The 23,385-nt window shown below is 63.7% G+C and carries 18 protein-coding genes and 1 tRNA gene; 13 read left to right on the forward strand and 6 right to left on the reverse strand.

Going from position 1 to position 23,385, the window contains the following annotated elements; all coding sequences use genetic code 11:
• The first annotated feature begins 212 nt into the window (after positions 1 to 212).
• A complete protein-coding gene (locus E4P09_RS05985) occupies positions 213 to 1,295 on the forward strand; it encodes a RidA family protein (RefSeq protein WP_137388619.1) in 1,083 nt (360 codons plus the stop codon).
• 281 nt (positions 1,296 to 1,576) lie between these two features.
• Here the strand turns inward: E4P09_RS05985 and E4P09_RS05990 are convergent.
• Positions 1,577 to 1,651, reverse strand: a tRNA-Gly gene (locus E4P09_RS05990).
• A gap of 179 nt (positions 1,652 to 1,830) precedes the next feature.
• Here E4P09_RS05990 and E4P09_RS05995 point away from each other — a divergent pair.
• From E4P09_RS05995 to E4P09_RS06015, 5 genes are all read left to right on the forward strand, one after another.
• The gene (locus E4P09_RS05995; protein WP_137388620.1) at positions 1,831 to 2,337 is read left to right on the forward strand and encodes a prolyl-tRNA synthetase associated domain-containing protein; all 507 of its coding nucleotides are present in this window, start codon (positions 1,831 to 1,833) and stop codon (positions 2,335 to 2,337) included.
• Positions 2,338 to 2,461: 124 nt separating this feature from the next.
• On the forward strand, positions 2,462 to 3,385 hold the full coding sequence (gene trxA, locus E4P09_RS06000) for a thioredoxin (RefSeq protein ID WP_137388621.1): 924 nt from the start codon (positions 2,462 to 2,464) through the stop codon (positions 3,383 to 3,385).
• 12 nt (positions 3,386 to 3,397) lie between these two features.
• Entirely contained in the window at positions 3,398 to 4,087 is a 690-nt protein-coding gene (locus E4P09_RS06005) for an LON peptidase substrate-binding domain-containing protein (RefSeq protein ID WP_137388622.1), read from the forward strand.
• Positions 4,088 to 4,102: 15 nt separating this feature from the next.
• Positions 4,103 to 4,348, forward strand: a complete 246-nt coding sequence (locus tag E4P09_RS06010; RefSeq protein ID WP_137388623.1) for a Trm112 family protein — start codon at positions 4,103 to 4,105, stop codon at positions 4,346 to 4,348.
• Complete coding sequence (locus E4P09_RS06015; protein ID WP_137388624.1) at positions 4,332 to 4,706, forward strand: gamma-butyrobetaine hydroxylase family protein; 375 nt, start codon at positions 4,332 to 4,334, stop codon at positions 4,704 to 4,706. Before E4P09_RS06010 ends, E4P09_RS06015 begins: the two co-directional genes overlap by 17 nt.
• Before the next feature lie 6 nt (positions 4,707 to 4,712).
• Here the strand turns inward: E4P09_RS06015 and E4P09_RS06020 are convergent, their stop codons facing one another.
• Positions 4,713 to 5,960, reverse strand: coding sequence for an FAD-dependent monooxygenase (locus E4P09_RS06020; protein WP_137388625.1), 1,248 nt, complete (start codon positions 5,958 to 5,960; stop codon positions 4,713 to 4,715).
• A gap of 190 nt (positions 5,961 to 6,150) precedes the next feature.
• On the opposite strand from E4P09_RS06020, the gene tesB reads away from it, so the two are divergent.
• The 4 genes from tesB to E4P09_RS06040 all read left to right on the forward strand — a co-directional run bounded on the left by tesB (position 6,151) and on the right by E4P09_RS06040 (position 14,487).
• A complete protein-coding gene (gene tesB, locus E4P09_RS06025; protein ID WP_137388626.1) occupies positions 6,151 to 7,017 on the forward strand; it encodes an acyl-CoA thioesterase II in 867 nt (288 codons plus the stop codon).
• 130 nt (positions 7,018 to 7,147) lie between these two features.
• A complete protein-coding gene (locus E4P09_RS06030) occupies positions 7,148 to 11,983 on the forward strand; it encodes an NAD-glutamate dehydrogenase (protein ID WP_137388627.1) in 4,836 nt (1,611 codons plus the stop codon).
• A 267-nt stretch (positions 11,984 to 12,250) separates the two neighbouring features.
• Complete coding sequence (locus E4P09_RS06035) at positions 12,251 to 13,936, forward strand: APC family permease (RefSeq protein WP_170984254.1); 1,686 nt, start codon at positions 12,251 to 12,253, stop codon at positions 13,934 to 13,936.
• A gap of 101 nt (positions 13,937 to 14,037) precedes the next feature.
• Positions 14,038 to 14,487 (forward strand): tellurite resistance TerB family protein, encoded by a 450-nt coding sequence (locus E4P09_RS06040; RefSeq protein WP_170984255.1) that lies wholly within the window; start codon positions 14,038 to 14,040, stop codon positions 14,485 to 14,487.
• Here the strand turns inward: E4P09_RS06040 and E4P09_RS06045 are convergent.
• From E4P09_RS06045 to E4P09_RS06055, 3 genes are read right to left on the reverse strand one after another with little or no spacing between them, the layout of a single operon-like run.
• The gene (locus tag E4P09_RS06045; RefSeq protein ID WP_137388628.1) at positions 14,484 to 15,092 is read right to left on the reverse strand and encodes a TPM domain-containing protein; all 609 of its coding nucleotides are present in this window, start codon (positions 15,090 to 15,092) and stop codon (positions 14,484 to 14,486) included. The two genes, E4P09_RS06040 and E4P09_RS06045, sit on opposite strands and share 4 nt — an antisense overlap.
• Before the next feature lie 3 nt (positions 15,093 to 15,095).
• Positions 15,096 to 15,896 carry a TPM domain-containing protein gene (locus E4P09_RS06050; protein WP_137388629.1) on the reverse strand — a complete coding sequence of 267 codons (801 nt, stop codon included), beginning with the start codon at positions 15,894 to 15,896 and terminating at the stop codon, positions 15,096 to 15,098.
• Positions 15,897 to 15,910: 14 nt separating this feature from the next.
• Complete coding sequence (locus tag E4P09_RS06055) at positions 15,911 to 16,513, reverse strand: LemA family protein (RefSeq protein ID WP_137388630.1); 603 nt, start codon at positions 16,511 to 16,513, stop codon at positions 15,911 to 15,913.
• A gap of 397 nt (positions 16,514 to 16,910) precedes the next feature.
• Between E4P09_RS06055 and E4P09_RS06060 the strand changes: the two genes are divergently transcribed.
• Positions 16,911 to 17,891, forward strand: coding sequence for a magnesium transporter CorA family protein (locus E4P09_RS06060; RefSeq protein WP_137388631.1), 981 nt, complete (start codon positions 16,911 to 16,913; stop codon positions 17,889 to 17,891).
• A 229-nt stretch (positions 17,892 to 18,120) separates the two neighbouring features.
• On the opposite strand, the gene E4P09_RS06065 is transcribed toward E4P09_RS06060, so the two are convergent.
• Entirely contained in the window at positions 18,121 to 18,696 is a 576-nt protein-coding gene (locus tag E4P09_RS06065; RefSeq protein ID WP_137388632.1) for a peroxidase-related enzyme, read from the reverse strand.
• 305 nt (positions 18,697 to 19,001) lie between these two features.
• On the opposite strand from E4P09_RS06065, the gene E4P09_RS06070 reads away from it, so the two are divergent.
• Both E4P09_RS06070 and E4P09_RS06075 read left to right on the forward strand, forming a co-directional pair.
• Positions 19,002 to 20,309, forward strand: a complete 1,308-nt coding sequence (locus E4P09_RS06070; protein ID WP_137388633.1) for an ammonium transporter — start codon at positions 19,002 to 19,004, stop codon at positions 20,307 to 20,309.
• A 427-nt stretch (positions 20,310 to 20,736) separates the two neighbouring features.
• Positions 20,737 to 23,373 (forward strand): DNA translocase FtsK, encoded by a 2,637-nt coding sequence (locus tag E4P09_RS06075; RefSeq protein WP_137388634.1) that lies wholly within the window; start codon positions 20,737 to 20,739, stop codon positions 23,371 to 23,373.
• Positions 23,374 to 23,385: the final 12 nt, after the last annotated feature.

A 23,385-nucleotide genomic window follows, 5' to 3' on the forward strand; every position in this document is an offset into this window, starting at 1 on the left:
GAAGGAATAGGTGTTGTCGATCGATCCCTTCCGAATGTCCTGCCAACTCGGGTAAGCCATGCCTGTAACCTCTTCGTATGGCGCCAGCGCTGATCGAGAGATTAGCGTGCATGATCGACAGGCTGTCATTCGCAATGTTACGAACGCAAGCCTATTGCTGATATTCATCGGCAAGGGCATGGTCGCACACGATTGATGGGCAGGACCGACACATGACGCAGCGCGAGCGGATCTATGTTCGATCCGACACATTGTGGAACATGCGGATCGACCATCCTTACTCGCTTGCCGTGTTGCAGGGAAAAACGGGGTGGTCGTGCGGTCAATGCCCGCTCGGCAGGAATGGGGAAACGCTTTCGCCCGGAGATCTCATTGGCCAGGTCCGGCACGTTTCGCGGATCATAAAGCAGATCCTGAGCGACACCGGGATGACCCCGTCGCAAGTCGTAAAGCTGGTCCTGTACTATGTCGATCAGGGCCCGGAAACGTTTGGCCGGATGATTGCAACGCTCCGAGAAGAGTTTGGCCAGCGTGCCCTGCTTATCCCGGTAGCTGTGCCGCACTTCTACTATGATGGTATGCTCGTCGAGATCGACTTTCACGTGTCACACGCCCCGTCAGAGCGCGGCGAACGTGGTTCCTCTAGTGACGGCTTCTGCATCGAAATAGTCGATGGTGACGAATTGGCTTGGGCACGTGTTCTGGTTCAGCGGGACAATGCGGCCGCCGCAGCCAAAGCCGCTCGGCAGGCGCTCGATCAGCTGGTCGGCCGAAGAATGTTGCTGGCCGAGCAGTGGCACATTTCTGAGGCAGGCGATGGCGAAGCACTGACCCAGCTTCGCAATGTTGGGCTGTGCGGCGATCCCGGCTTCGCTGTCCAGGCGGGCGCGGACCGCGAGGGCTTCATTCATGGCGAGCTGACATTTGCTTATCCCGGCCACTCGTCCAGCGAAGCCGCGCATGGCGATGTATCGCTTCTCAATCGTGTCGCCGGTGACTTCTTCTGGATCGCTGGCCGGGCCGAAGCAAAGCTCGGCGGGATTGTTCCGCAAACGAGCGCGATCATGGACGCGATCAGGACGGAACTTGAGCGGATGCATCTCGACTTCGGCGCGGTGTGCAAGGCAACGACGCTATATGTCGGAACTGCGTCAGCGGACGACCTCCACGACAACATGAAGGTTCGAAACCGTTACTACTCCAAGCCAGGGCCATCATCGACCGGTCTTCCCGTCGTTGCATTCCCGCTCAGCACCAGCGCAGTGACCATCAGCGTCCTTGGCCGGCATGCATGAGATGCACTGAGGAGAGGGCAGTCGTGCATCCAACTTGGGCCGTTAAGACAACCTTTGCTGCGGCGGTTGCCGTCGAGTCCTATTATTCCGACCCTCGTCCAATGTCGTCTTGGAGCAGCGGCGGGAAGGCACGGCGGCGCCAGCAGGGACGACCGCTCCCCATCGAACCGCGGTGTACCCGCGCCGTCACAGCCCGCTCGCCGACCCGAAACTCATGCTCACGCAACACAAAAAAGCCCCGGTTTTCGGCGGCTCCTGGCAATCCAGATCATTCGTGAGATTGGAGCGGGCGATGAGATTCGAACTCACGACCCCAACCTTGGCAAGGTTGTGCTCTACCCCTGAGCTACGCCCGCATAGGTAAGGCTGGTGCGCTCGAAGCGCGCCAACGGGCGTCTTATTGCGCATAGCCGCGACAAATGCAATAGCAACGACAGTTGCTCCGGCAAGTTTTGCGCAGGAGCCGCCGCAAGGGCCGAGTTGCAGGCCCTATCCCGTTTTTGCACGCAATTGGCCGGACAGGAGGTTCCCATCCATGGAAATCACCCGCGCGATCGCCAGCCGCGAAGACCTCTTCCGCCGCTTTGCGGAGCTGGGCATCGCCACCCACACCACCGAGCATCCACCCGTCTTCACGGTGGATGAGGCGCGGGCGCTGCGCGGCTCCATTCCGGGCGGCCATTGCAAGAACCTGTTCCTCAAGGACAAGAAGGGCGTCGTCTGGCTGGTGGTCGCGCTCGAAGATGCGGTCGTCGACCTCAAGGCCCTGCCGGAAAAAATCGGCTCCGGCCGCCTGTCCTTCGGTTCGGCCGCGCTGATGCGTGAGCTGCTGGGCGTCGAGCCCGGTTCGGTCACCCCGTTCGGCCTGATCAACGATACGGAGCACCGGGTCAAGGTGGTGCTCGATTCGGCCATGATGCAGCACGACCGGCTCAACTACCATCCACTGTCCAATGACGCCACCACCACCATCCGCGCGGAAGACCTCCTGCGCTTCATCAGATCCTGCGGGCATGAGCCGAAGGTGGTGAAACTGGACTGAGCCCTGATTGGGAGAGGATTGTAATTCGGCCGTGAGGCGGCCATTTTAGGCGGGGAACCATGGTGCCCTCGGCCGCGCCTCGCCCATCGAGGCCGCCACGGGCAAATCTCATCCGGGACGCGCAATGGACACACAGCTTATCGGCGGCAATAGCACAGCGCCCGCAGCCGCGGACGTGATCAAGGATTCTGATACGGCCCATTTCATGGCGGATGTGGTCGAGGCATCCCGCCAGGTGCCGGTGATCGTCGATTTTTGGGCCACCTGGTGCGGCCCTTGCCGCCAGCTCGGCCCGGCCCTGGAGAAGGCGGTGCTCGCGGCCAAGGGCAAGGTGCGGCTGGTGAAGATCGACGTGGACAAGAACCAGCAGCTGGCGGCCCAGATGCGGATCCAGTCGATCCCGGCCGTCTACGCCTTCGTCAACGGCCAGCCCGTGGATGGCTTCCTCGGCGCGCTCCCCGAAAGCCAGATCAAGGCCTTTATCGATCGGCTGACGGCCGGCGTTGGCGGCGGGGCCGACCAGGAAGTGCAGGCGCTGCTCGCCGAGGCGGACGAGGCGCTGCGCCTGAACAACCCCGGGGGCGCCATCGAGGCTTACGCGCAGGTCCTGCAATATGAGCCGGACAACCTCGCCGCCATTGCCGGCCTCGCCCGCTGCCAGATCCAGATGGGTGATCCGCAGGCCGCCGCCGAGACCCTGCAGATGGTGCCGGCCGACAAGCAGTCGGACCCATTGATCGCCAGCGCCAGGGCAGCGCTGGAGCTTGCCGCGAACCCGGTGGACACCTCCGAGATCGATCAGCTCGAGACGGCGGTGTCGCGCGATCCCAAGGACCTGCAAAGCCGGTTCGATCTTGCCATGGCGCTCAACGCGGTCGGCCGCCGGTCCGATGCCCTCGAGCACCTGCTGGCCATCGTGCGGATGGACCGGGCCTGGAACGAAGAGGCCGCCCGCAAGCAGATCGTGAAGCTCTTCGAGGCCTGGGGGCCGAAGGACGAACTCACCGTCTCCGGCCGGCGCAAGCTGTCTTCGATCCTGTTCTCGTAGATGGAGCGAGGAATGGCCGGGCCGACTGGACGTGACCGCATAGACGATCTGCCCAAGCGGCTTCCCATCTTTCCCCTGGGCGGTGTTCTGTTGCTGCCGCGCGGCGAACTGCCGCTCAACATCTTCGAGCCGCGCTATCTGCGCATGGTGACTGACGCCATTCGCAGCGAGCGCATGATCGGCATGGTTCAGCCCGATACCGTGGAGGGCCGCCGGCTGGAACGTGACCCCCGTGCGGCGCCCACCGTGTACCCGATCGGCTGTGCCGGCCGCATCACCGCCTTCTCCGAAACGGAAGATGGCCGCATGCTGATCGTGCTGACCGGTGTCTGTCGGTTCCGCATTGCCGAGGAACTCCCCCAGGGCGAGCGGCCGTATCGGGTCGCCATTCCGGACTACAGCCCCTTTGGGGCGGACCTCGAGGTGGATGACGGCGACATCGGCATCGATCGGCAGGCCCTGTTGCGCGCTTTCGATGAATTCCTGGCTTTCCACGATCTCCAGGCGGACTGGTCGGACGTCGCCCAGGCGAGCGATGAGGCGCTCATCAACGCGCTTGCCATGATCAGCCCCTACAGCCCGGAGGAGAAGCAGGCGCTTCTGGAGGCAGCGGACCTGAAGGCCCGCGCCCAGGTGCTCACGGCATTGACGGATATCGGCCTGGCTGAGAAGAGAGGCGGGCTGCCCCCAGTTCTGCAATGAGGACGCAAGACCGTAATGACCTCCGATCTGCCCGAGCCGTCGCAACCGCCCCGCGAGCCGCAGCGGCCCGCAGGCCACGGCATCGACCCCAAGCTCCTCGAAATCCTGGTCTGTCCGCTGACCAAGACCACATTGGTCTATGACCGCGACCGCCAGGAGCTGATCTCCAGGGCAGCCGGCCTCGCCTACCCCATTCGCGACGGCATCCCGATCATGCTTCCCGACGAGGCCCGCGAGCTGACCGATGCCGAACGGGACTGAGGAAGACCGGCCGTGGCCGGAAGAGCTCAGGCTGAGGCCCGGCGGCCGCGCGCTGGCCGTGTTGTTCGACAATGGCGAGCATTATGAGCTCACCGCCGAGTTCCTGCGGGTCGAGAGCCCGAGCGCCGAAGTGAAGGGCCATGGCAAGGGCCAGGAGATCACCGTTCCCGGCAAGCGCAACGTGACGATCCACCATATCGAGCCGGTCGGCAACTACGCCGTCCGTTTGGTCTTCAGCGATGGCCATATGACCGGGCTGTTCTCCTGGACCTATCTCCTGAAGCTGGGCCGCGACCAGCCGTCCCTCTGGCAGGCCTATCTCGACCGGCTGCGCGACGAGGGCCTCAGCCGAGACTGACGCTCTTTATAAAGGCTCCCCCGCCATCAAGCGCGGCAAGCCGCTCTCCTCGCCAGCGGCTTGCTGCATGAAGAAGCCTTTGAGCGGGCGGGCCTTGTCCACCGCGGCGAGACCGAAGTCGCGCAGCAGCCGCAGCACCGGATTGTCGTTCGAGAACAGGCGGTTGAGCCCGTCCGTAACCAGCGCCACCTTTGTCGCGTCATAGCGCCGCCATTGCTGATACCGCTGAAGGACATCCGGCGCGCCGACATCGAGCCCCAGCCGCGCCGCATCGATCACCGTCTGGCTCAGGGCGGCGATATCCCGCAGGCCGAGGTTGAAGCCCAGCCCGGCGATCGGATGCAGCACATGGGCGGCATCGCCGACCAAGGCGAGCCGGGCAGCGACATAGGTCCGGGCGAGCTGGAGGGAAAGCGGATAGCCGCGACGCGGACCGATCACCCGCACCGGCCCCAGCCGGTCGCCACAGCGCCGCATCAGCTCCGCGGTGAAACCGCTCTCGTCCAGGCTCAGGAGCCGCTTGGCTTCCGCTTCCGTTTCCGTCCACACGAGCGACGCCTCGTTGCCCGGGAGCGGCAGAATGGCGAACGGCCCCGCCGGCAGGAAATGTTCCACCGCCACGCCCTGGTGAGGGCGCGTATGCGCGATGGTGGTGACCATGCCGTACTGGCCATAGGGCCAGCCGATCGTCCCGATGCCGGCGCGGCTGCGTGTGGGCGAGTCACGCCCGTCGGCGGCGATCACCAGTGGCGCGACGAGCGCATCGCCATCGGCCAGGCGAATGTGGGCTGCAGGCCCCTGCGCATCGATCTCGGTGATCTCGCGCGACAGCCATGTCACCTCCGGCGAGGCGGCGACCGCCTCCGCAAACGCCCTGTAGAGAAACCGGCTCTCGATGATCGAGGCAGAGGCCTCGCGCCCGTCCTCGTCGAAACGAAGGAGCACGCGGCCTGCCGGTCCGTCCAACCGTCCGTCGCTCACCTCGATGCGGGAGACCGGCTGTGCCTTTTCGGCCAGCTCAGACCACAGACCCAATGCCGACAGCATGCGCCGAGAGGTGGAGGTGATGGCGAAGGCGCGGCCGTCATCGTCAATGGTGGCCTCGGGGCCGGGTGCCGCCGCGGCCCTGCTGCGGCTGTCGATGACCGCCACGTGCATGGGCGACCTTGCCTGCCGGCCCGCCAGTGCCACCGCCATGGTCATGCCCACGAAGCCGCCCCCAACTATAATTGCGTCATAGCGCCCGGAAGTCATCGTCTGTTCACTCAAGCTCCTGTATCGCCTCAACCCGCATTATGGAGCAAATTGGACCAGCCCTCACCGATAGGTTCGCACTTAGGCCATGCCATTTCGCCGAACCTCGCCACACAGGAACCGGACCGTAATGATGCTGCGGCATTTATAGTATCGGCCGCGGACACAGCATATGCACGGGAAACATTCGATGCCGAACGCCATTGCAGGCTTGATTAGAATTCTTGATCTTGAGCCTTTGGAGCAGAACCTGTTCCGAGGCATCAGCCCCAAGGTGGGCTGGCAGCGGGTGTTCGGCGGCCAGGTGATCGGCCAGGCGCTGGTTGCGGCCATCCGCACGGTGGACCCGGACCGCCCGGCGCATTCTCTGCACGGCTATTTCATGCGGCCGGGCGATCCGAAGGTGCCGATCATCTACGAGGTGCATCGCGACCGTGATGGGGCGAGCTTCTCTACCCGCCGGGTGGTGGCCATCCAGCACGGGGCGCCCATCTTCAGCATGGGGTGCTCATTCCACCGCGAGGAGGCCGGGCTCGAGCACCAGGTCCCCATGCCGAACGTGCCGGCGCCCGAAGACCTTCCCAGCGAAGCCGACATGCTGAAGGAATACCGGCACCAGATCCCCGACAATATGCGCCAGTATTTCGAGCGCGAGCGGCCAATCGAGCTGCGCCCGGTCGACTTCCGGCACTACCTTTCGCCGGAACCCTCCTCGCCCGAACAGTTTATCTGGATCAAAGCCACGGCCCCCTTGCCTGACGATCGGGCTTTGCATCAATGCGTTCTGGCCTATGCCTCCGACATGACCTTGCTCGACACTTCGCTCCTGCCTCACGGACGCTCGCTGTTCGATCCGGAGATGATGCTGGCGAGTCTTGACCATGCCCTCTGGTTTCACCGCCCGTTCCGTGCGGACGAATGGCTGCTCTATGCGCAGGATTCCCCGAGCGGCGTTGACGGTCGAGGCTTCAACCGCGGCAACATTTTCACCCGCGACGGGGCATTGGCCGCATCGGTCGCCCAGGAAGGTTTGATCAGGGTGCGGCGCCCGAAGTGAACCCGTCCATGACAACCGCATCCGAACGATGCTGCAGTCCCGCTCTCTGGAACAATCGGATCCAACCTTCACGGTCCTGTGCTGAACCGTAAACATTTCCGGTTTATGGTCGTATCGGAGGATGAACGACATGCCCGCGCAAGAGAAGCTCCGCCGGATCATCGATGCGGTTGCGCCTCAACGACCCGAGAACGAGCCCGAGCCCAAGGAGCGCGCTTTTGCCGAGATCTTGTTCGGCCACGGCGTGCCGGAAGATCTCGCGACCTACAGCCCCGAAGACCTGCAACAGATCAGCCGCAGGGCACTCGCCTTCATCTCCGAACGCACGCCCGGCCGCTGCAAGATCGATATCTACAATCCCACGGGGCCCTGCTCCAGCCGGCTCAAGGATGTCACCGTCATCGACATCGCCAATGACGACATGCCGTTCCTGCTCGACTCGGCCTTGGGCGTGCTGAACGAGCACGGGTTGGCCATCGAGCTGGTCCTGCACCCGATCCTGGCGGTCGAGCGCACCCGTACCGGGGAACTGGTGCGCTTCTGTGAAAATACGGGGGCGTCGATGCGCATGCCCCGGGAAAGCCTCATCCACTTCCACGTCACCCGCATGAACAGGCGCACCGAGATGGAGGCCCTGCGGGCCGAGCTCTTGCGCGTGTTCAGCGATACCCGCACCGTGGTGCTGGACTGGGAGCGGATGCGCGATCGGGTGCGCGATCTCATCGAGGATTACCAGCGCAACCCGCCGCCGGTACCGATCGAGGATTTGTCCGAATCCATCCAGTTCCTGGAATGGCTGCTGGAGGAGCATTTCACCTTTCTCGGCTTGCGCGAATTCCACTTCGTCGAGGGCAGGGACGGCAGCGTGCTCGAACCCGCGGACGCGCCAGGCTACGGCCTGCTCCGCGAGCCCGAGGCCCGTGTCCTGCGCAAGGGCGAGGAGCTGGTCCATGTCACACCCGAGGTGATGCGCTGGCTGTCCGAGACCGATCCCTTGATCATTACCAAGGCGAATGTGCGCTCGACCGTGCACCGCCGTGTCTATCTCGACTATGTCGGCGTCAAATTGTTCTCAGCCCAGGGCGAGCTCGCCGGCGAGCTGCGCATGGTCGGCCTGTTCACTTCCGCAGCTTATACCGCCAGCGCCCGCACCATTCCCATCATCCGGCGCAAGGTCGAACAGGTCTTCGCCCATTCAGGCTTCGATGAGGACAGCCACAGCGGCAAGGCGCTCCTCCACATTCTCGAGACCTTCCCGCGCGACGAGCTGTTCCAGGCGGATGTCGACACGCTCGAGGACATCTCCACCGGCATCCTGCAGCTCGAAGAGCGGCCGCGCACCCGCATCTTCGTGCGCAAGGACAAGTTCAACCGCTTCGTGGCTGCGCTCGCCTATGTCCCGCGCGATCGCTTCAACACCGATGTGCGCATCCGCATCGGCGAACTGCTGGCCCGGGCCTATCACGGCCATGTTTCCGCTTTCTACCCGTTCTTCACCGATTCCGCGCTCGTGCGCGTCTACTACATCATCGGCCGCCGGGAAGGCGAGATCCCAGACATCAACCTGTCGGAGATCGAGGCGGCGGCAACCGAGATCGTCCGAACCTGGGACGACCGCTTCGCCGACGCGCTGAACGGCGCCGCGGAGCCGGAGGCTGCCCGGCAGCTGTTGGACAAATACCGTGACGGCTTCTCGGCGGGCTACCGCGACAACTACCACCCGTCACGGGCCGTCGAGGACGTGCTGCGCATCGAGGAGCTCCGTGATGCCGGCGACATCGCCCTGGGCCTCTATCGCGAGGCGCGCGACAAGGACGACACGGTCCGCCTCAAGCTCTATCATCTGGGCGACCCGATCCCCCTGAGCGACCGGCTGCCGATCCTGTCGAACATGGGCTTCCGCTCGATCAACGAGCGCACCTACCGCATCGGGCGCGCAGATGCCGACATGGTGGTGCTGCACGAGGTCCGGCTGGAGACGGTGGACAAGACCCCCGTCGATCTGGAGCAGATGCGCGGCAAGATCATCGATGGTTTTCTGGCCGTCTGGGACGGGCGGGCGGAGAACGACGGCTACAACGGCCTGATCGTCCGCAAGGGGCTCGCCTGGCGCGAGGCGGCGCTGTTGCGCGCTCTCGGCAAATATCTCTGGCAGGCTGGCGCGACCTTCACCGACGGCTATATGGCGGCAACCCTGAACAAGCATGCCGATATCGCCGAACGGCTGCTGCGCTTGTTTCACGTACGGTTCGATCCGGCGTTGCATGATCTCTCAGGCGAGGGCGGCTCCGATCGGCAGGAGGCCGACCGGCTGCTCCGGGAGATCGACGATGCCTTGGCCAAGGTGCCCAGCCTGGACGAGGACCGCATCATCCGCCGCTTCGCCAACCTGATCGAGGCCATCACCCGGACCAACTTCTTCCAGCGCGACGCTGCTGGCAACGTGCGGCACACGATCAGCTTCAAGATCAACTCGAAGCTGGTGACCGGGCTGCCGGAGCCCAAGCCCTTCGCCGAGATCTTCGTCTATGCGCCGGACATGGAGGGCGTGCATCTGCGCGGCGGCCGGATTGCCCGCGGCGGCATCCGCTGGTCCGACCGTCCGACCGACTTCCGCACCGAGATCCTCGGCCTCGCCAAGGCGCAGAACGTCAAGAATGCGGTGATCGTGCCCGTGGGCGCCAAGGGCGGCTTCGTCTGCAAGCGCATGCCGGCGGACGCGACGCGCGAGCAGATTCAGGCGGAAGGCATACGCTGCTACAAGCTCCTGATCACGAGCTTGCTCGACCTCACCGACAATCTCACCGCCCAGGGCCTGGTCCATCCGGCCGATACCGTCCGGCACGACGATGCCGATCCCTATCTGGTCGTAGCCGCAGACAAGGGTACGGCAACCTTCTCCGATATCGCCAACGGCCTTTCCGAGGAGCGCGGCTTCTGGTTGGGCGATGCCTTCGCCTCCGGCGGCTCGGCGGGCTATGACCACAAGAAGATGGGCATCACTGCCCGCGGCGGGTGGGAGGCGGTGAAGCGCCACTTCCGCGAGATGGACATCGATATCCAGGCCCAGCCCTTCACGGCTATTGGGGTCGGCGACATGTCGGGCGACGTCTTCGGCAACGGCATGCTGCTGTCGCAGAAAACGCGGCTGCTCGCGGCCTTCGATCACCGCGACATCTTCATTGATCCCGATCCCGATCCTGAGGCGAGCTGGGCGGAACGCGCGCGCCTGTTCGCGCTCCCCCGCTCCTCTTGGCAGGATTACGACAAGACGCTCATCTCCAAGGGTGGCGGCGTCTTCAGCCGGCAGTCGAAATCGATCCCCCTGAGCGACGAGATCCGGATGCTGACCGGCCTTGGAGCGACCGCCGTCTCACCCCAGGAGCTGATCAGGGCGCTGCTCAAGGCCAAGGTCGATCTCATCTGGTTCGGCGGCATCGGCACCTATGTGCGGGCGAGCGACGAGAACGACGTGGAGGTGGGCGACCGCGCCAATGACAGCGTGCGCGTTGCCGCGTCCGAGCTTTCCGCCAAGGTGATCGGCGAAGGGGCAAATCTTGCCGTCACCCAGCGCGGCCGCGTGGAATTCGCCCTGAACGGTGGCCGCATCAACACCGACGCGGTGGATAACTCCGCCGGGGTCAACTCCTCCGACTACGAGGTCAACATCAAGATCGCGCTCGGCGCGGCCGAAGTGCTCCACAAGCTGGACCGGCCAGCGCGCAACCAGCTGCTCGCCGATATGACCGACGATGTGGCCCGGCATGTTCTGCGCAACAACTATTTGCAAACGCTGTGTCTGACCTTGGCCCAAGCCAGGAATGTGGAGGATCTCGGCTTCCACATCCGCATGATGCGCGCCCTGGAACGGCAGGGCCTGCTCAACCGCTCGCTCGAGTACCTGCCGGACGATCGTGCGCTGCGTGCGCGCCAGGCCCAATCCCAGGGCCTGACGCGGCCCGAACTCGCGGTGCTGATGGCCTATGCCAAGATCGTCCTGTTCGACCAGATCCTCGACAGCCACGTACCGGACGATCCTTATCTGTCGCGCGAGCTGCACCGCTACTTCCCGGCCCAGCTGACGGAACGCTTCGAGCCGGAGGTGAACGGCCATAGGCTGCGCCGCGAGATCATTTCGACCATGTTGGCCAACAGCATGATCAACCGGGGCGGCCCCGCCTTCATTTTCCGTCTTCAGGACGAGGCCGGCGCTTCGGTTGAGCAGATCGTCGCCGCCTATGCGGTGGCGCGAGACAGTTTCGGCTTCATCGAGCTGAACGGGCTCATCGACGAGCTCGACAACAGAATACCGGCCGACCTGCAGACGGAGCTCTATCTGGAGCTGCAGCAGCTGCTCCGGTTGGAAACCATGTGGTTCCTCCGCAATGAGGTGCTGCAAGGGCGGCTGGAGGCGCTGGTCTCCCACTACCGCGTCGGCCTCGAGCAGATCGCGGCGGCTCTGCCCGACAGCTTGCCTGCGCCGATGCACGTGGGATGGAATGCCTATATCGGACGCCTCGTTGGCGCCGGAGTGCCCGATGAAACCGCCCTCCAGCTGTGCCGCGCCCGCTATCTTTACCGTGGCGCGGATATCGTGGCCGTCGCGGCACGGGCTAAGGTGCCGGTAACCGACGCAACGGAAGTTTTCTTCACTGTCGGCCACGCCTTGCACATCGAGGAGCTGATCCGCGCCGCGACCGGCATCCACGCGGCCGATTACTACGACCGCCTCGCCATCAACCGGACGATCGGGTCCATTTTTGCGACCCACCGCGATTTCGTCGCCGACATTCTCGAGCGCTATGGCGCCGACGGCTGGGCAGCTTGGCGAGAGGCCAATGCGGCGGCGCTTGAGCCGGCGCTGGCTGGGGTGGTGGAGACTTTGTCGTCAGGAGACCTCACCTTGGCCCGATTGGCGGTGATGGCGAGCTTGCTGCAGGATGCGAGATCAGCCGCCATCGCCTGACATAAGCCGTCAGGCACTCAAAAAATCCACAGACAGGGCGCAGTTCCGAGTAGCCGGGGTGCCGGGCCAGCCTTGACGGCGCACTACATCTTAAGCGTGTATAATTGCCGTACATGAAACTTGTTGTTGTGTCTTGGCGCGGTACAAGCTAGGTGAGCAGCTTGGCTGTCTTTAGATGGCCTCACATGTGGCTTGGCCGCGCGACCGGAGATCTCAGCGAAGAGTCCTCGGTGGCGTGCCCGTGGACCTCGTCGCTGGAGGTGAGTAATGGTTTCAGATCCCGGTGTTCTCGGTGGTGTCGGCTATCCTCGCGGGGCAGTGACCCAGTCTCAGAAGCTCAAGAAGGAGGCTGGCATCATTGGGCTGCTCTATGCAGGGGTAGGCGGCATGATCGGCTCGGGTTGGCTGTTCGGGCCACTGAGTGCCGCGCAGCAGGCCGGCCCCTTGAGCATCCTTGCGTGGCTTATTGGCGGCGTGGCCGTTCTCGCGTTGGCGCTGGTCTATGCGGAGCTTGCGACCATACTGCCGCGCAGCGGCGCTCTGGTGCATATGAGCCATCTCACCCATGGACGTCTCGTCGGGCGTATCTGGGGCTGGATACTCGTTCTCGCCTATGTCACCATCGCCCCGGTCGAGGCGGTGGCGATCCTGAGCTATTCCGATGCCTATATCCCTGGTCTCATTGATCACGCCACCACCAGCCTGACCCCCAAGGGGATCATGGCGGCTATCGCTCTGCTGGCGGTCATGGTCAGCCTCAACTTTTTCACCATTCGCCATGTACTGACGATGAACAGCACGGCGACGTGGTGGAAACTGGCCGTGCCGATCGGCACCATTTTCGTTCTGCTGAGTGCCTCCTATCATCCGGAAAACTTCACGATCGTCCACGAAAAGGCAGATGTGGAAGGGCTGTTTACCGCCGTTTCCACGGCGGGCATCTTCTTTAGCCTGTTCGGGTTCCGCCAGGCGATCGATTTGGCGGGCGAAACAAAAAATCCCGGCCGGGCCCTTCCCATTGCTGTGATCGGCACCGTGCTGATCGGCGTGCTGCTCTACGCCGCGCTGCAATTTGCCTTCATCGCAGCCCTCGATCCCGCCATGCTCAAGGAAGGCGGCTGGCCTGGGCTCCGCTTTGACCATATTAGCGGCCCGTTTGCGGCATTGGCCGTTGCCGTCGGTGCCGGCTGGTGGGCGATGATCCTGTATTCGGACGCGATCGTTTCGCCTGCAGCCTGCGGCTTCATCTACACGACCACGGCGTCCCGCATTCTGATGGCGAGCGGAGAGACCGGCGATCTGCCGCGATGGTTGCGCCTGGTCAACCGCTTCGGCGTGCCCTGGCTTGCGCTGCTCGTCACCTTCGGGTTGGGAGCCCTGTTCTTTTTCCCGTTCCCGTCCTGGCACAAGCTGGTGAGCTACATATCGTCGATCACCGTGCTGTCCTACGGAATCGGCCCCATTCTGCTGCTCCGCCTACGGCTGTCGATGCCGGAGATCCCGCGCAGCTTCAAGCTTCGTGGCGCCTGGTTGATTGCGCCTTTTGCCTTCATCACATCCAATTTCATCATCCTGTGGGCCGGCTTCGAAACGGTCAATTTTCTGTTTCTGCTGCTCGGTGCGTTCTCTCTGGTCTATGCCGCCTATTACTGCCTGACCCCCCAAAGCAGAAAGGAAGATCTCGACTGGCTGCATGCACTCTGGCTGATCCCCTATTTCGGCGGAATGTGGCTGATCAGCGCCCTTGGGCCCGCCGAACTCGGCGGCAATGGTCTGTATTCCTTCACTTCGGCAATGCTGCTCGTTGCCCTGCTGAGCATCGTCACCCTTATGCTGGCGCTGGCGACCACACTGCCCGAAACGCGTTTGCGCGAGGAAATGGCCGTCGTCGCAAATCCGACGGTCCTTACCGGTGCTGCCTCGGCCAGGGACAGATCCGGTCACCTGGCCTGACGTCTATGCCGGGTCCAGAGGTAGTTGGGGGACGAGGGATGGCGGCGCCGTTTGCCGCCACCCCTGTACATTTTCGCCATTCCGCCCTACCTGATCAGACCATGTGGCAACTCATAAAGAAAATCCTTCCCGCGGAAGCGGCGAGCGATGAACGCACCCTTGAGCTCGCGATTGCCGCCCTGCTGGTCCGGGCAAGCGTCATCGATGATGCGGTCAACCCCGCCGAGCTCGGCCGGATCGAGCAGCTGCTCACGCATCGCTTCGGACTGTCGCATGAAGCTGTGCAAACCCTGCTGGGCGAGGCGCGCGAGGCCGAGGCGAAGGCGGTCGATCTCTACCGCTTCACCCGGGTGGTGACCGAGAATTTGGACCAGGAGGGGCGGAAGGGCCTGGTCGGCATGCTCTGGGAGGTTGTGCTTGCCGACGGCCGGATCGACCCTTACGAGGAAAACCTGGTCTGGCGGGTCGCCGAGCTCGTGGGCGTCTCCACGCGCGACCGCGTGATGTTGCGCAAGGCGGTCGAGGAGCGGCTTGGCCTTGCCAGTCCTTAGATGACCACCAGGTGGTTGGGGAGCTCGTCCAGCTGGCCCGGGGTCGGCGGGAAATGAGCAGCGAGCACCTTGCCGCAGTCGTCAATGGCAGCGATGAGTCCGTCGGTCAGCCGGCCGGCGGCGATTTCGCTGGTAAGCCGGTCGATGATGGACTGCCAGGTCTCTTGCGTGACCTTGGCGTTGATGCCTTCGTCCGCGAGAACCACGGCGATGCGCTCGGCCAGCGAGACGAAGAGCAGAACGCCGGTGCGAGCCTCCGTCGTATGGAGGTTGCGCGCCAGGAACTGCTCGGCCGCCCGGCGATGCACCCTCAGTTCCTGCAGCCGGCGCGGAATCACGTAGCGGATCAGCCCGGGCAGGCTGAAGGTTAGCGCAAGCGCAAGGAACACGGCCAGCGCGATGGTGTAGATATCGGCCGCGCCGAGCCGGGTCAGGAAAATCAGCGGGAACGGCACCACGAGCGCCGCCAAGCTCGCCCACAGCACCGGGATGTAGTCATAATCGTCGCTCCGGTGGGCGAGAACGGCCACGATTTCACCGCTGGTGGCCTCTTCGGCCTTGGTGATGGCTTGCGTGATCCGCGCTATGTCACCAGCGGCCAGCATGGCTCACCAGCGGCCCGAGGCGCCGCCGCCGCCAAAGCTGCCGCCCCCGCCGGAAAAGCCGCCGCCTCCAAAGCCCCCGCCGCCGAATCCGCCGCCGAACCCGCCAGGGATGAAGATGACCGGGAAATTGCCGCCGCGACCACCGCGCGATCCGCGGGATGCTCTGATGATCATGATGGCGACGAACAGCATGAACAGCAGCGGGATCAGGTCGTCCATGCCGAAATCGCGGTCGTCCTGGACTGGCGCAGCTGCTGCCGAGGGTGGCGTGTCGCCCTGCACGATAGAGCCGATATCGGTGACGGCGGCATTGATGCCTTGCGCGAACTGCCCTTGGCGGAAGGCTGGCACGATCGCATTCTCGATGATCACCCGCGATGTCGCATCGGTCAGAACGCCCTCGAGGCCATAGCCGACTTCGATAGATACCTGATTCTGCGACGGCACGATCAGCAGCAGGACGCCGTTGTTCTTATCCTTCTGGCCGAGCTGCCAATACCGGCCGAGCTGGTAGCCGTAGTCGCGAATGTCGTATCCATCGAGCGACTTGATCACGGCCACGACGAGCTGAACCCCGGTCTTCTGCTCCAAGGCCTCGAGCCGGGATGAGATCGCCGCCGCCTGATCGGGAGTCAGCATCCCGGTCTGGTCCACCACGCGCCCGGTCAGCGGTGGAAAATTGGGCGCGGCATAGCAGAGGGTGAGCCACAGGCTGGTGGCGAACACCCAGGCGACGAAATAGGCCGTTGCTCGCCACACTGCTGGGACGCGGGCGCCGCCCCGGCCGATGCTGCTGTCGCTCATTGTCGAAGGTCCTGTCAGTTGAACTGCACCTTCGGAGCCTGCTGCTGCTCCTGGGGTATGTCGAACTCTGCCATCGGCTTGGCGTCCCGATAGAGGAAATCCGCCCACCAGCGCCCGGGAATGGTGGTGAGCTCCGTGTTGTATCGCTGCACGGCCTGGATGTAGTCGCGGCGCGCGACGGCTATGCGGTTCTCCGTGCCCTCGAGCTGAGACTGCAAGGCGAGGAAGTTCTGATTCGATTTGAGGTCCGGATAGTTCTCCACCACGGCCAGCAGCCGCGACAGCGCGCCACCCAAGGCGTTCTGGTTCTCCTCGAATTGCTTGACCAGCTGTGGATTGTTCAGCGCATCCGGCGGCAGCGTCATCTGCGTGGCCTTGGCGCGGGCCTCCACCACCTGCGTGAGCACCTCCCGCTCTTGCGTGGCGTAACCCTTCACGGTCTCCACCAGGTTTGGAATGAGATCAGAGCGTCGCTGATACTCGTTGAGCACCTGGCTCCAGGCTGCCTTGGCTTGCTGTTCATAGGTGGGAATGTTGTTGATTCCGCACCCGGAAAGCGTGGCGAAGCTTAAAAATGCAAAGCAGACGATGAACAGCTTGCGGGCAAGTGCGATCATCGGAGGAATTCCTTTAAAAGGCCGGCATTTGGTGCCGTCAAATCGCCAGTCTAATGTGAGCAGATTTGCATTTTCTTGACGCGCAACCAAAACGCGCCGGGCGATGGGGCACGCCCCTACGCATCGTGCCTTTTGTCGCACGGACAGGTTTTCTTGCCCAACTTGATGAGTCGCGCCGCTTCTTAGCGGATTCGTAAAGCTTTTGAAAGCAGAGCCTTGGGCTTTAGGCCGTGTCGCTCGAGAAGCACGGAGGCGGTTCGGCCACACGTTGAGAAAACGTCATCCTTTGTGCCTATGTCCCGACAAATCGATTGGCGCAACGCCTCCCTCACGCTAATAGGCGGCCTGATCGGCCATTCGGACGGCGAAGCCCCCCTTCCGTCATGGGATCGAGCTCATGATCAATGCCTATATGCTCACAGCCAATGGAACACTCGCGCGGATCGACTGGTCTTCCCAGGAGCCGCTGCCGGACACGGTCATCTGGATAGACCTGCAGAATCCGTCGGCTGATGAGGAGACCTGCGTCGAGAACGCGCTAGGCGTCGATATCCCAACCCATGAGGAGATGTCGGAGATCGAGGTGTCGAGCCGGCTCTACCAGGAAGACAACGCCTACTTCCTCACCGCCGCCGTCTTGTCCCGGGCCGATACGGGCTCGCCCTCGCTCGAGCCGGTCACCTTCGTGCTGATCGGCCACCGGCTTGTGACCGTGCGTTATTCGGATCCGATGCCGTTCCGCGCTTTTGCCGCCCAGGTGGTACGGCCGGGCTTTGGGGTGGTCACGGGTGAGGGCATCCTGGCCGGGCTGCTCGACGCCATCACCGACCGCATCGCCGACCTGCTCGAAGCAACCCAACGCACCCTGGACGGCGTTGCCCAGGAGATCTTCGCCAATCGCGATGCCACCCGCGTCACCGGTGCCATCGATTACCAGGACGTTTTGCGTCGTGTCGGCACGAGCCAGGTGCTGGTCAGCCGGGTGCGTGAAAGCCTTCTGACCCTCTCCCGGCTCAGCGCGTTCCTGAGCCGGCCGGGCGGCCAGAAGACCGACAAGGCCTTGGCGCGCAGCTTCAAGACCGTCGCGCGCGATGTCATGGCGCTGTCGGACCACGCGCTGTTCCTGACCAGCAACATCAATTTCATGCTGGATGCGACCCTGGGCATGATCAACATCGAGCAGACCGGCATCATCAAGATCTTTTCGGTGGCCGCAGTGGTGTTTCTGCCGCCCACCCTGATCGCCTCGGTCTACGGCATGAACTTCTCCTTCATGCCGGAGCTGCACTGGTCCTTCGGCTATCCCTTCGCCATCGGGCTGATGATCCTCTCGGCAATCCTTCCTTACGTCTATTTCAAGCACAAAGGCTGGCTCTAAGCATTTTCGAGCGAAGTGGACACCGGTTCGCGTGAAGAAAATGGAAACCAGTTTCGGAAAAGATCACGCTCAGGCAAAAGCGTGATCCCGAAAAGTGGGAACCGGTTTTCGGAAAAGATCACGCTCAGGCAAAAGCGTGATCCCGAAAAGTGGGAACCGGTTTTCGGAAAAGATCACGCTCAGGCAAAGGATTAGAGCGTGATCCCTCCGCGCGGGCGGCAGGCCGCCGCTAGCGCGCCAGGCTGCGGTATTCGCGGTTGGGGCGCATGTCCACCGCGGAGGCCATCCGGTTCGACATGTTGAAGAAGCTCGCCACCGCCGCCACATCCCAGATATCGCGGTCGGTGAGGCCATGGCCGCGCAAAGCCTGGCGGTCCGCCTCCTCGATCTCGTGCGGCCGCTCCGTCAGCTTGACGGCGAAATCGAGCATCGCCTTGCGGCGCGGGTCGAGATCGGCCGCCCGGTAGTTCATCGCCATCATCTCGCCGAGCTCGGGATCATCCGACAGCTGCCGGACTGCGGCGCCGTGCGCCGTCAGGCAGTAGTAGCAGTGGTTTACCGAGCTCACCGCGACGGCGATCATCTCCCGCTCGAGCTTGCTCAGGTTCGAAGGGCCAAGCATCAGATCGTTATACATGTCCACAAAGGCTTGCAGCTTGGCCGAGTTGAACGCATAGGCCTTGAGCACGTTCGGCACGAAACCCAGCTTCTCCTCGCACTTGGCGAAATACGCTTCGAGCCGTTCGCCGAGGGGTCCCTCCGGTTGAAGATCGAGTGCCGTGATCCTGTTGCAGTCTGCTGCCATTCTCGAAACTCCCTGACCAATCGCTTTCGCAATGAGACTGGCAGCGGCCGCGGCGCCGATCAACGTCGATCAACTGCGCGTTTTTTGAGCAGGCGCGGCCAAGGCTGCCTACATTTTGGGCGCCCCCAGGGAAGGAACCGCGCGTCCGACTTTGCGACGAACCGGCAAGTCATTGTCCGACCACCCAATTTTCACAAATTCGACCTCTGGCACGAAGGTTGATTCCCAGCTGACGGTCATAGTGGGCGCAGCGGTCGATGGCCATCCGGCCACCGCCGGAGCGCAAAGGGGAAGTTCAAACAACCATGCAGCCAGTCAAGACGTTAGCGGCAAGCCTTGCCATTTTCGCCGCCATGCTCGCCATGCCGGTTCTGCCCGCCGCGGCACAGGACGCGGCGCCGGCCGCCAACTCCGGCGACACGGCCTGGATGCTCACCTCCACCGTCATCGTGCTGATGATGACCATTCCCGGCCTGGCGCTGTTCTACGGCGGGCTCGTCCGCAAGAAGAACGTCCTGGCGACGCTGATGCAGAGCTTCACCGCCTGCTGCCTGCTCACCATCGTGTGGATGGTCATCGGCTATTCGCTGGCCTTCACCGACGGCGGCGCCGTGAACCCATGGGTTGGCGGCCTCAGCAAGATGTTCCTTGCGGGCGTGGAAAAGGGATCGATCAGCGGCACCATCCCCGAGACCGTCTTCATGACGTTCCAGATGACCTTCGCCATCATCACGCCGGCCCTGATTTGCGGCGCCTTTGCCGACCGAATGAAATTCTCGGCGCTTCTGTGGTTTCTGGCCCTGTGGCTGATCATCGTCTATGCCCCGGTCACCCACTGGGTGTGGGGTGGCGGCTTTCTTGCCGGTGACGGTGTTCTCGATTTCGCCGGCGGCACGGTGGTCCACATCAATTCGGGCATTGCTGCGCTGGTGGCCGCGCTCGTGCTCGGCAAGCGCATCGGCTATCCCATCGAGGCCATGGTGCCCCACAATCTCGTGCTGAGCGTGACTGGCGCCTCCATGCTGTGGCTCGGCTGGTTCGGCTTCAATGCCGGCTCGGCGGTCGCGGCGAACGAAACCGCAGGCATGGCCATGGCCGTGACCCAGATCGCTGCGGCCGCCGCCGCGCTCGCCTGGATGTTTGCGGAATGGATCACCCACAAGAAGCCCAGCGTCCTCGGCATCATCTCCGGCGCGGTCGCCGGGCTGGTCGGCATCACACCGGCTGCGGGCTTCGTCGGCTTTGTCGGCGCGCTGTGGATCGGCATCGCCTGCGGCGTCGTGTGCTTCTGGGCGGCGACCAGTCTGAAGCGCGCCCTCGGCTATGACGATTCTCTCGATGTCTTCGGCATCCACGGTGTCGGCGGCATTGTCGGCGCGATCCTGACGGGTGTGTTCGCGGCCGAGGCCGTGGGGGGAACTCCTGGCGCCCTGGAGGGCAATATCGGCCAGATCTGGACTCAGATCTGGGGGGTTATCGCCACCGTCGTCTGGAGTGGCCTCGCCACCTTTGTCATTCTCAAGGTCATCGATCTGGCGATCGGCGTCCGTGTCAGTCGCGAGACGGAGATTGAAGGCCTCGACCTGAATCTGCACGGGGAAGTCGTTCCGTAACGTCGCAAAGGGCACCGTTGGCGATGCCCGTCGCAGCGGTGCGCGACCCGGCCCCGCGGAGCAAGCGCTCCAGCCGCCTTCGGCAAGAACACCGGCCAAGGCAGACGCTCGCCTCAGGCGGCAAGCTTTCCAGCAGCTTCCCGTCTGCCCGTCGGGGAAGCCCCAGGACTGGTTCCCCTTCCAGTCCTGGGGCTCGTTTCGGCGCCAGGAGCCCGCCGGCCCCACGTCGGCAAAACACCTCTCCTTAACCCGTTCTTAACCATACGCGCCGCATGCTTCCCCTTGGCCGAGGTGCTAAGGGATCTCCTTCTTGCCTGCTTGAGGATGTGAGCTGCGGCGCCAGAACGGCTCTCGCGACAAGGTGTGTTCTGCGTGCTCTCGCGCATGTGCCTTTCCGAGCTGCAAATGGTTGTGCAGGTGAAACGGGATGGCGCGAAAAAAGCCGTTAAACGCTGATAGTTCGCCGGTCCCGGCAAGGCTCAAGCTCTTCGTACGGAACCGGGTCTGCGAGCTGGGCGGGATCGTTCTGCTCGCCAGTGCCATCATGTTGGCGCTGAGCCTTGCGAGTTGGTCCGTCAACGATCCCAGCCTCAATCATGCCGTCGACACGCCACCCGCGAACTGGCTCGGCTATCCCGGAGCAATCACGGCGGATATGGCCATGCAGCTTCTGGGGCTAGCGGTCATCGTCCTGCTCACGCCCGCTATAGCTTGGGGAACGCTGCTCCTCAGCCACCGCACCATCGACCGGGTCGGCAAGCGCCTGCTGAGCTGGCTCGTCGCCACTCTGCTGGGTGCCGGCATGTTCACGCTGATGGTCCGCCCGAGCAGCTGGCCCTTGCCAACTGGCCTTGGCGGGCTCTCCGGCGATCTGATTGGCGAATCGCTGGCCGCCGTGCTCGGCTTCTTTCTCGGCGAGGCGCTTGGCTCGGTCCTCGCCGGCCTCGCCCTGAGCCTGGCGACGGCAAGCGCCCTCTGCCATGCCTGCCTCGTGGACACCGAGGCCGTGCTTCGGCTGGCGCGACTGTTCGGCGACGGCACCTATGAGGCGGTCGAGCGCATTGTGGGGGGCATCTCCCACCTCCTGCTGCGTGGCCAGAGCCTGCTCAGCCGGGGCCAGCGCCAAGCCTTCATCACGCCGGCGCCCATCGCCATGGCGGCAGGAAGCGGCCCCATGCTGCGCGATGAAGCCCCCGAACGCGGCATGCTGCGCTATGCGCGCTCGGCCGTGGAGGTCCTCAGGAAGCGCATGTCCGCCGCCGGCGCCGGCTATGGCGACGACGACCTGCCGGAGATGTTCGTTCGCGCTTCAGGCAAGCGCCTCGAGCCGCTCCTCGTACACGCCTATGACGGGCTCAGCCATGGCACCGAGGCGGACAACGGCTCGATCGACGGCAACTATGCGGTTCTGTCGGAAGATTATGACGAGGCGGACGGCCCTTCCTCGTCGGACCGGCACATGGTCACCCGTGCCAGGGCGCAGCTGAAGCCGGGGCGCCGGGCCCGCAGGGAAGCGCAGCCGTCGTTTCCCTTCGCTGAGGAAAAGGACTTTGAGCTGCCGCCGCTCGCCCTCCTGGCCGAGCCAAAGCAGCAGCGTCGTGGTGCCGACCTCACTGACGACGCGCTTCAGCAGAACGCGCGCATGCTCGAGGGCGTGCTGGACGACTTCGGCGTGCGCGGGCAGATCATTCAGGTCCGCCCCGGGCCTGTGGTGACCCTGTACGAGCTCGAACCCGCCCCGGGCATCAAATCGTCCCGGGTCATCGGCCTTGCCGACGATATCGCCCGCTCCATGAGCGCCATCTCGGCGCGCGTGGCCGTCGTACCCGGCCGCAACGTCATCGGCATCGAGCTGCCGAATTCCCGCCGCGAGACCGTCTATCTGCGCGAGCTGCTCGCCTCCGAGGCCTTCGAGAAGACCAATCAGGACCTTGCCCTTGCCCTGGGCAAGAACATCGGCGGCGAGCCGGTCTTTGCCGACCTTGCGCGCATGCCCCACCTGCTCATTGCCGGAACGACCGGGTCCGGTAAATCGGTGGGCATCAACACGATGATCCTGTCGCTGCTCTACCGGCTGCCGCCGGACAAGTGCCGCCTGATCATGATCGACCCCAAGATGCTGGAGCTGTCGATCTACGAGGGCATCCCGCATCTCCTCACCCCCGTGGTCACCGATCCGCACAAGGCCGTTATCGCCCTCAAATGGGCCGTGCGCGAGATGGAAGACCGCTACCGCAAGATGTCGAAGGTAGGCGTCCGCAACATCGACGGCTTCAACAGCCGGGTCGAGCAGGCCCAGCGTAAGGGTGAGAGCCTGACCCGCGTGGTGCAGACCGGCTTTGACCCCGAAACCGGGGAGCCGATCTACGAGCAGGAGGAGATGCCCCTCGCGCCCCTGCCCTTCATCGTGGTGATCGTCGACGAGATGGCCGATCTCATGATGGTGGCGGGCAAGGAGATCGAGGGCGCGATCCAACGGCTCGCGCAGATGGCGCGGGCCGCTGGTATCCACCTTATCATGGCGACCCAGCGCCCCTCGGTGGACGTGATCACCGGCACCATCAAGGCCAATTTCCCCACCCGCATCAGCTTTCAGGTGACATCGAAGATCGATAGCCGCACCATTCTGGGCGAGCAGGGCGCCGAGCAGCTGCTCGGCCAGGGCGATATGCTGTATATGGCCGGCGGCGGCAGGATTACCCGCCTTCATGGTGCCTTTGTTTCGGATCAAGAGGTGGAAAGCATCGTCGACTACTTGAAATCACAAGGAGCGCCTGAATATCTGCAGGACATCACGGAGGAGATCGAGAGCGACAGCGCGGCAGCGCCAATGGACGATGCCGGGCCTTTGGAGGACTCCGATGACATCTATGCCCAGGCGGTGGCGGTGGTTCTGCGCGACCGGAAGGCGTCGACGAGCTACATCCAGCGCCGGCTGCAGATCGGCTACAATCGCGCGGCCTCGCTGGTCGAGCGGATGGAACAGGAAGGCATCATCAGCCCCGCCAATCATGCCGGCAAGCGCATGATCCTGGTGGGTGAAGGCCGGGATGCCGAGGACTAGCGGATTGAGCGG

The organism is Rhodoligotrophos defluvii, assembly GCF_005281615.1.
Taxonomy (GTDB): domain Bacteria; phylum Pseudomonadota; class Alphaproteobacteria; order Rhizobiales; family Im1; genus Rhodoligotrophos; species Rhodoligotrophos defluvii.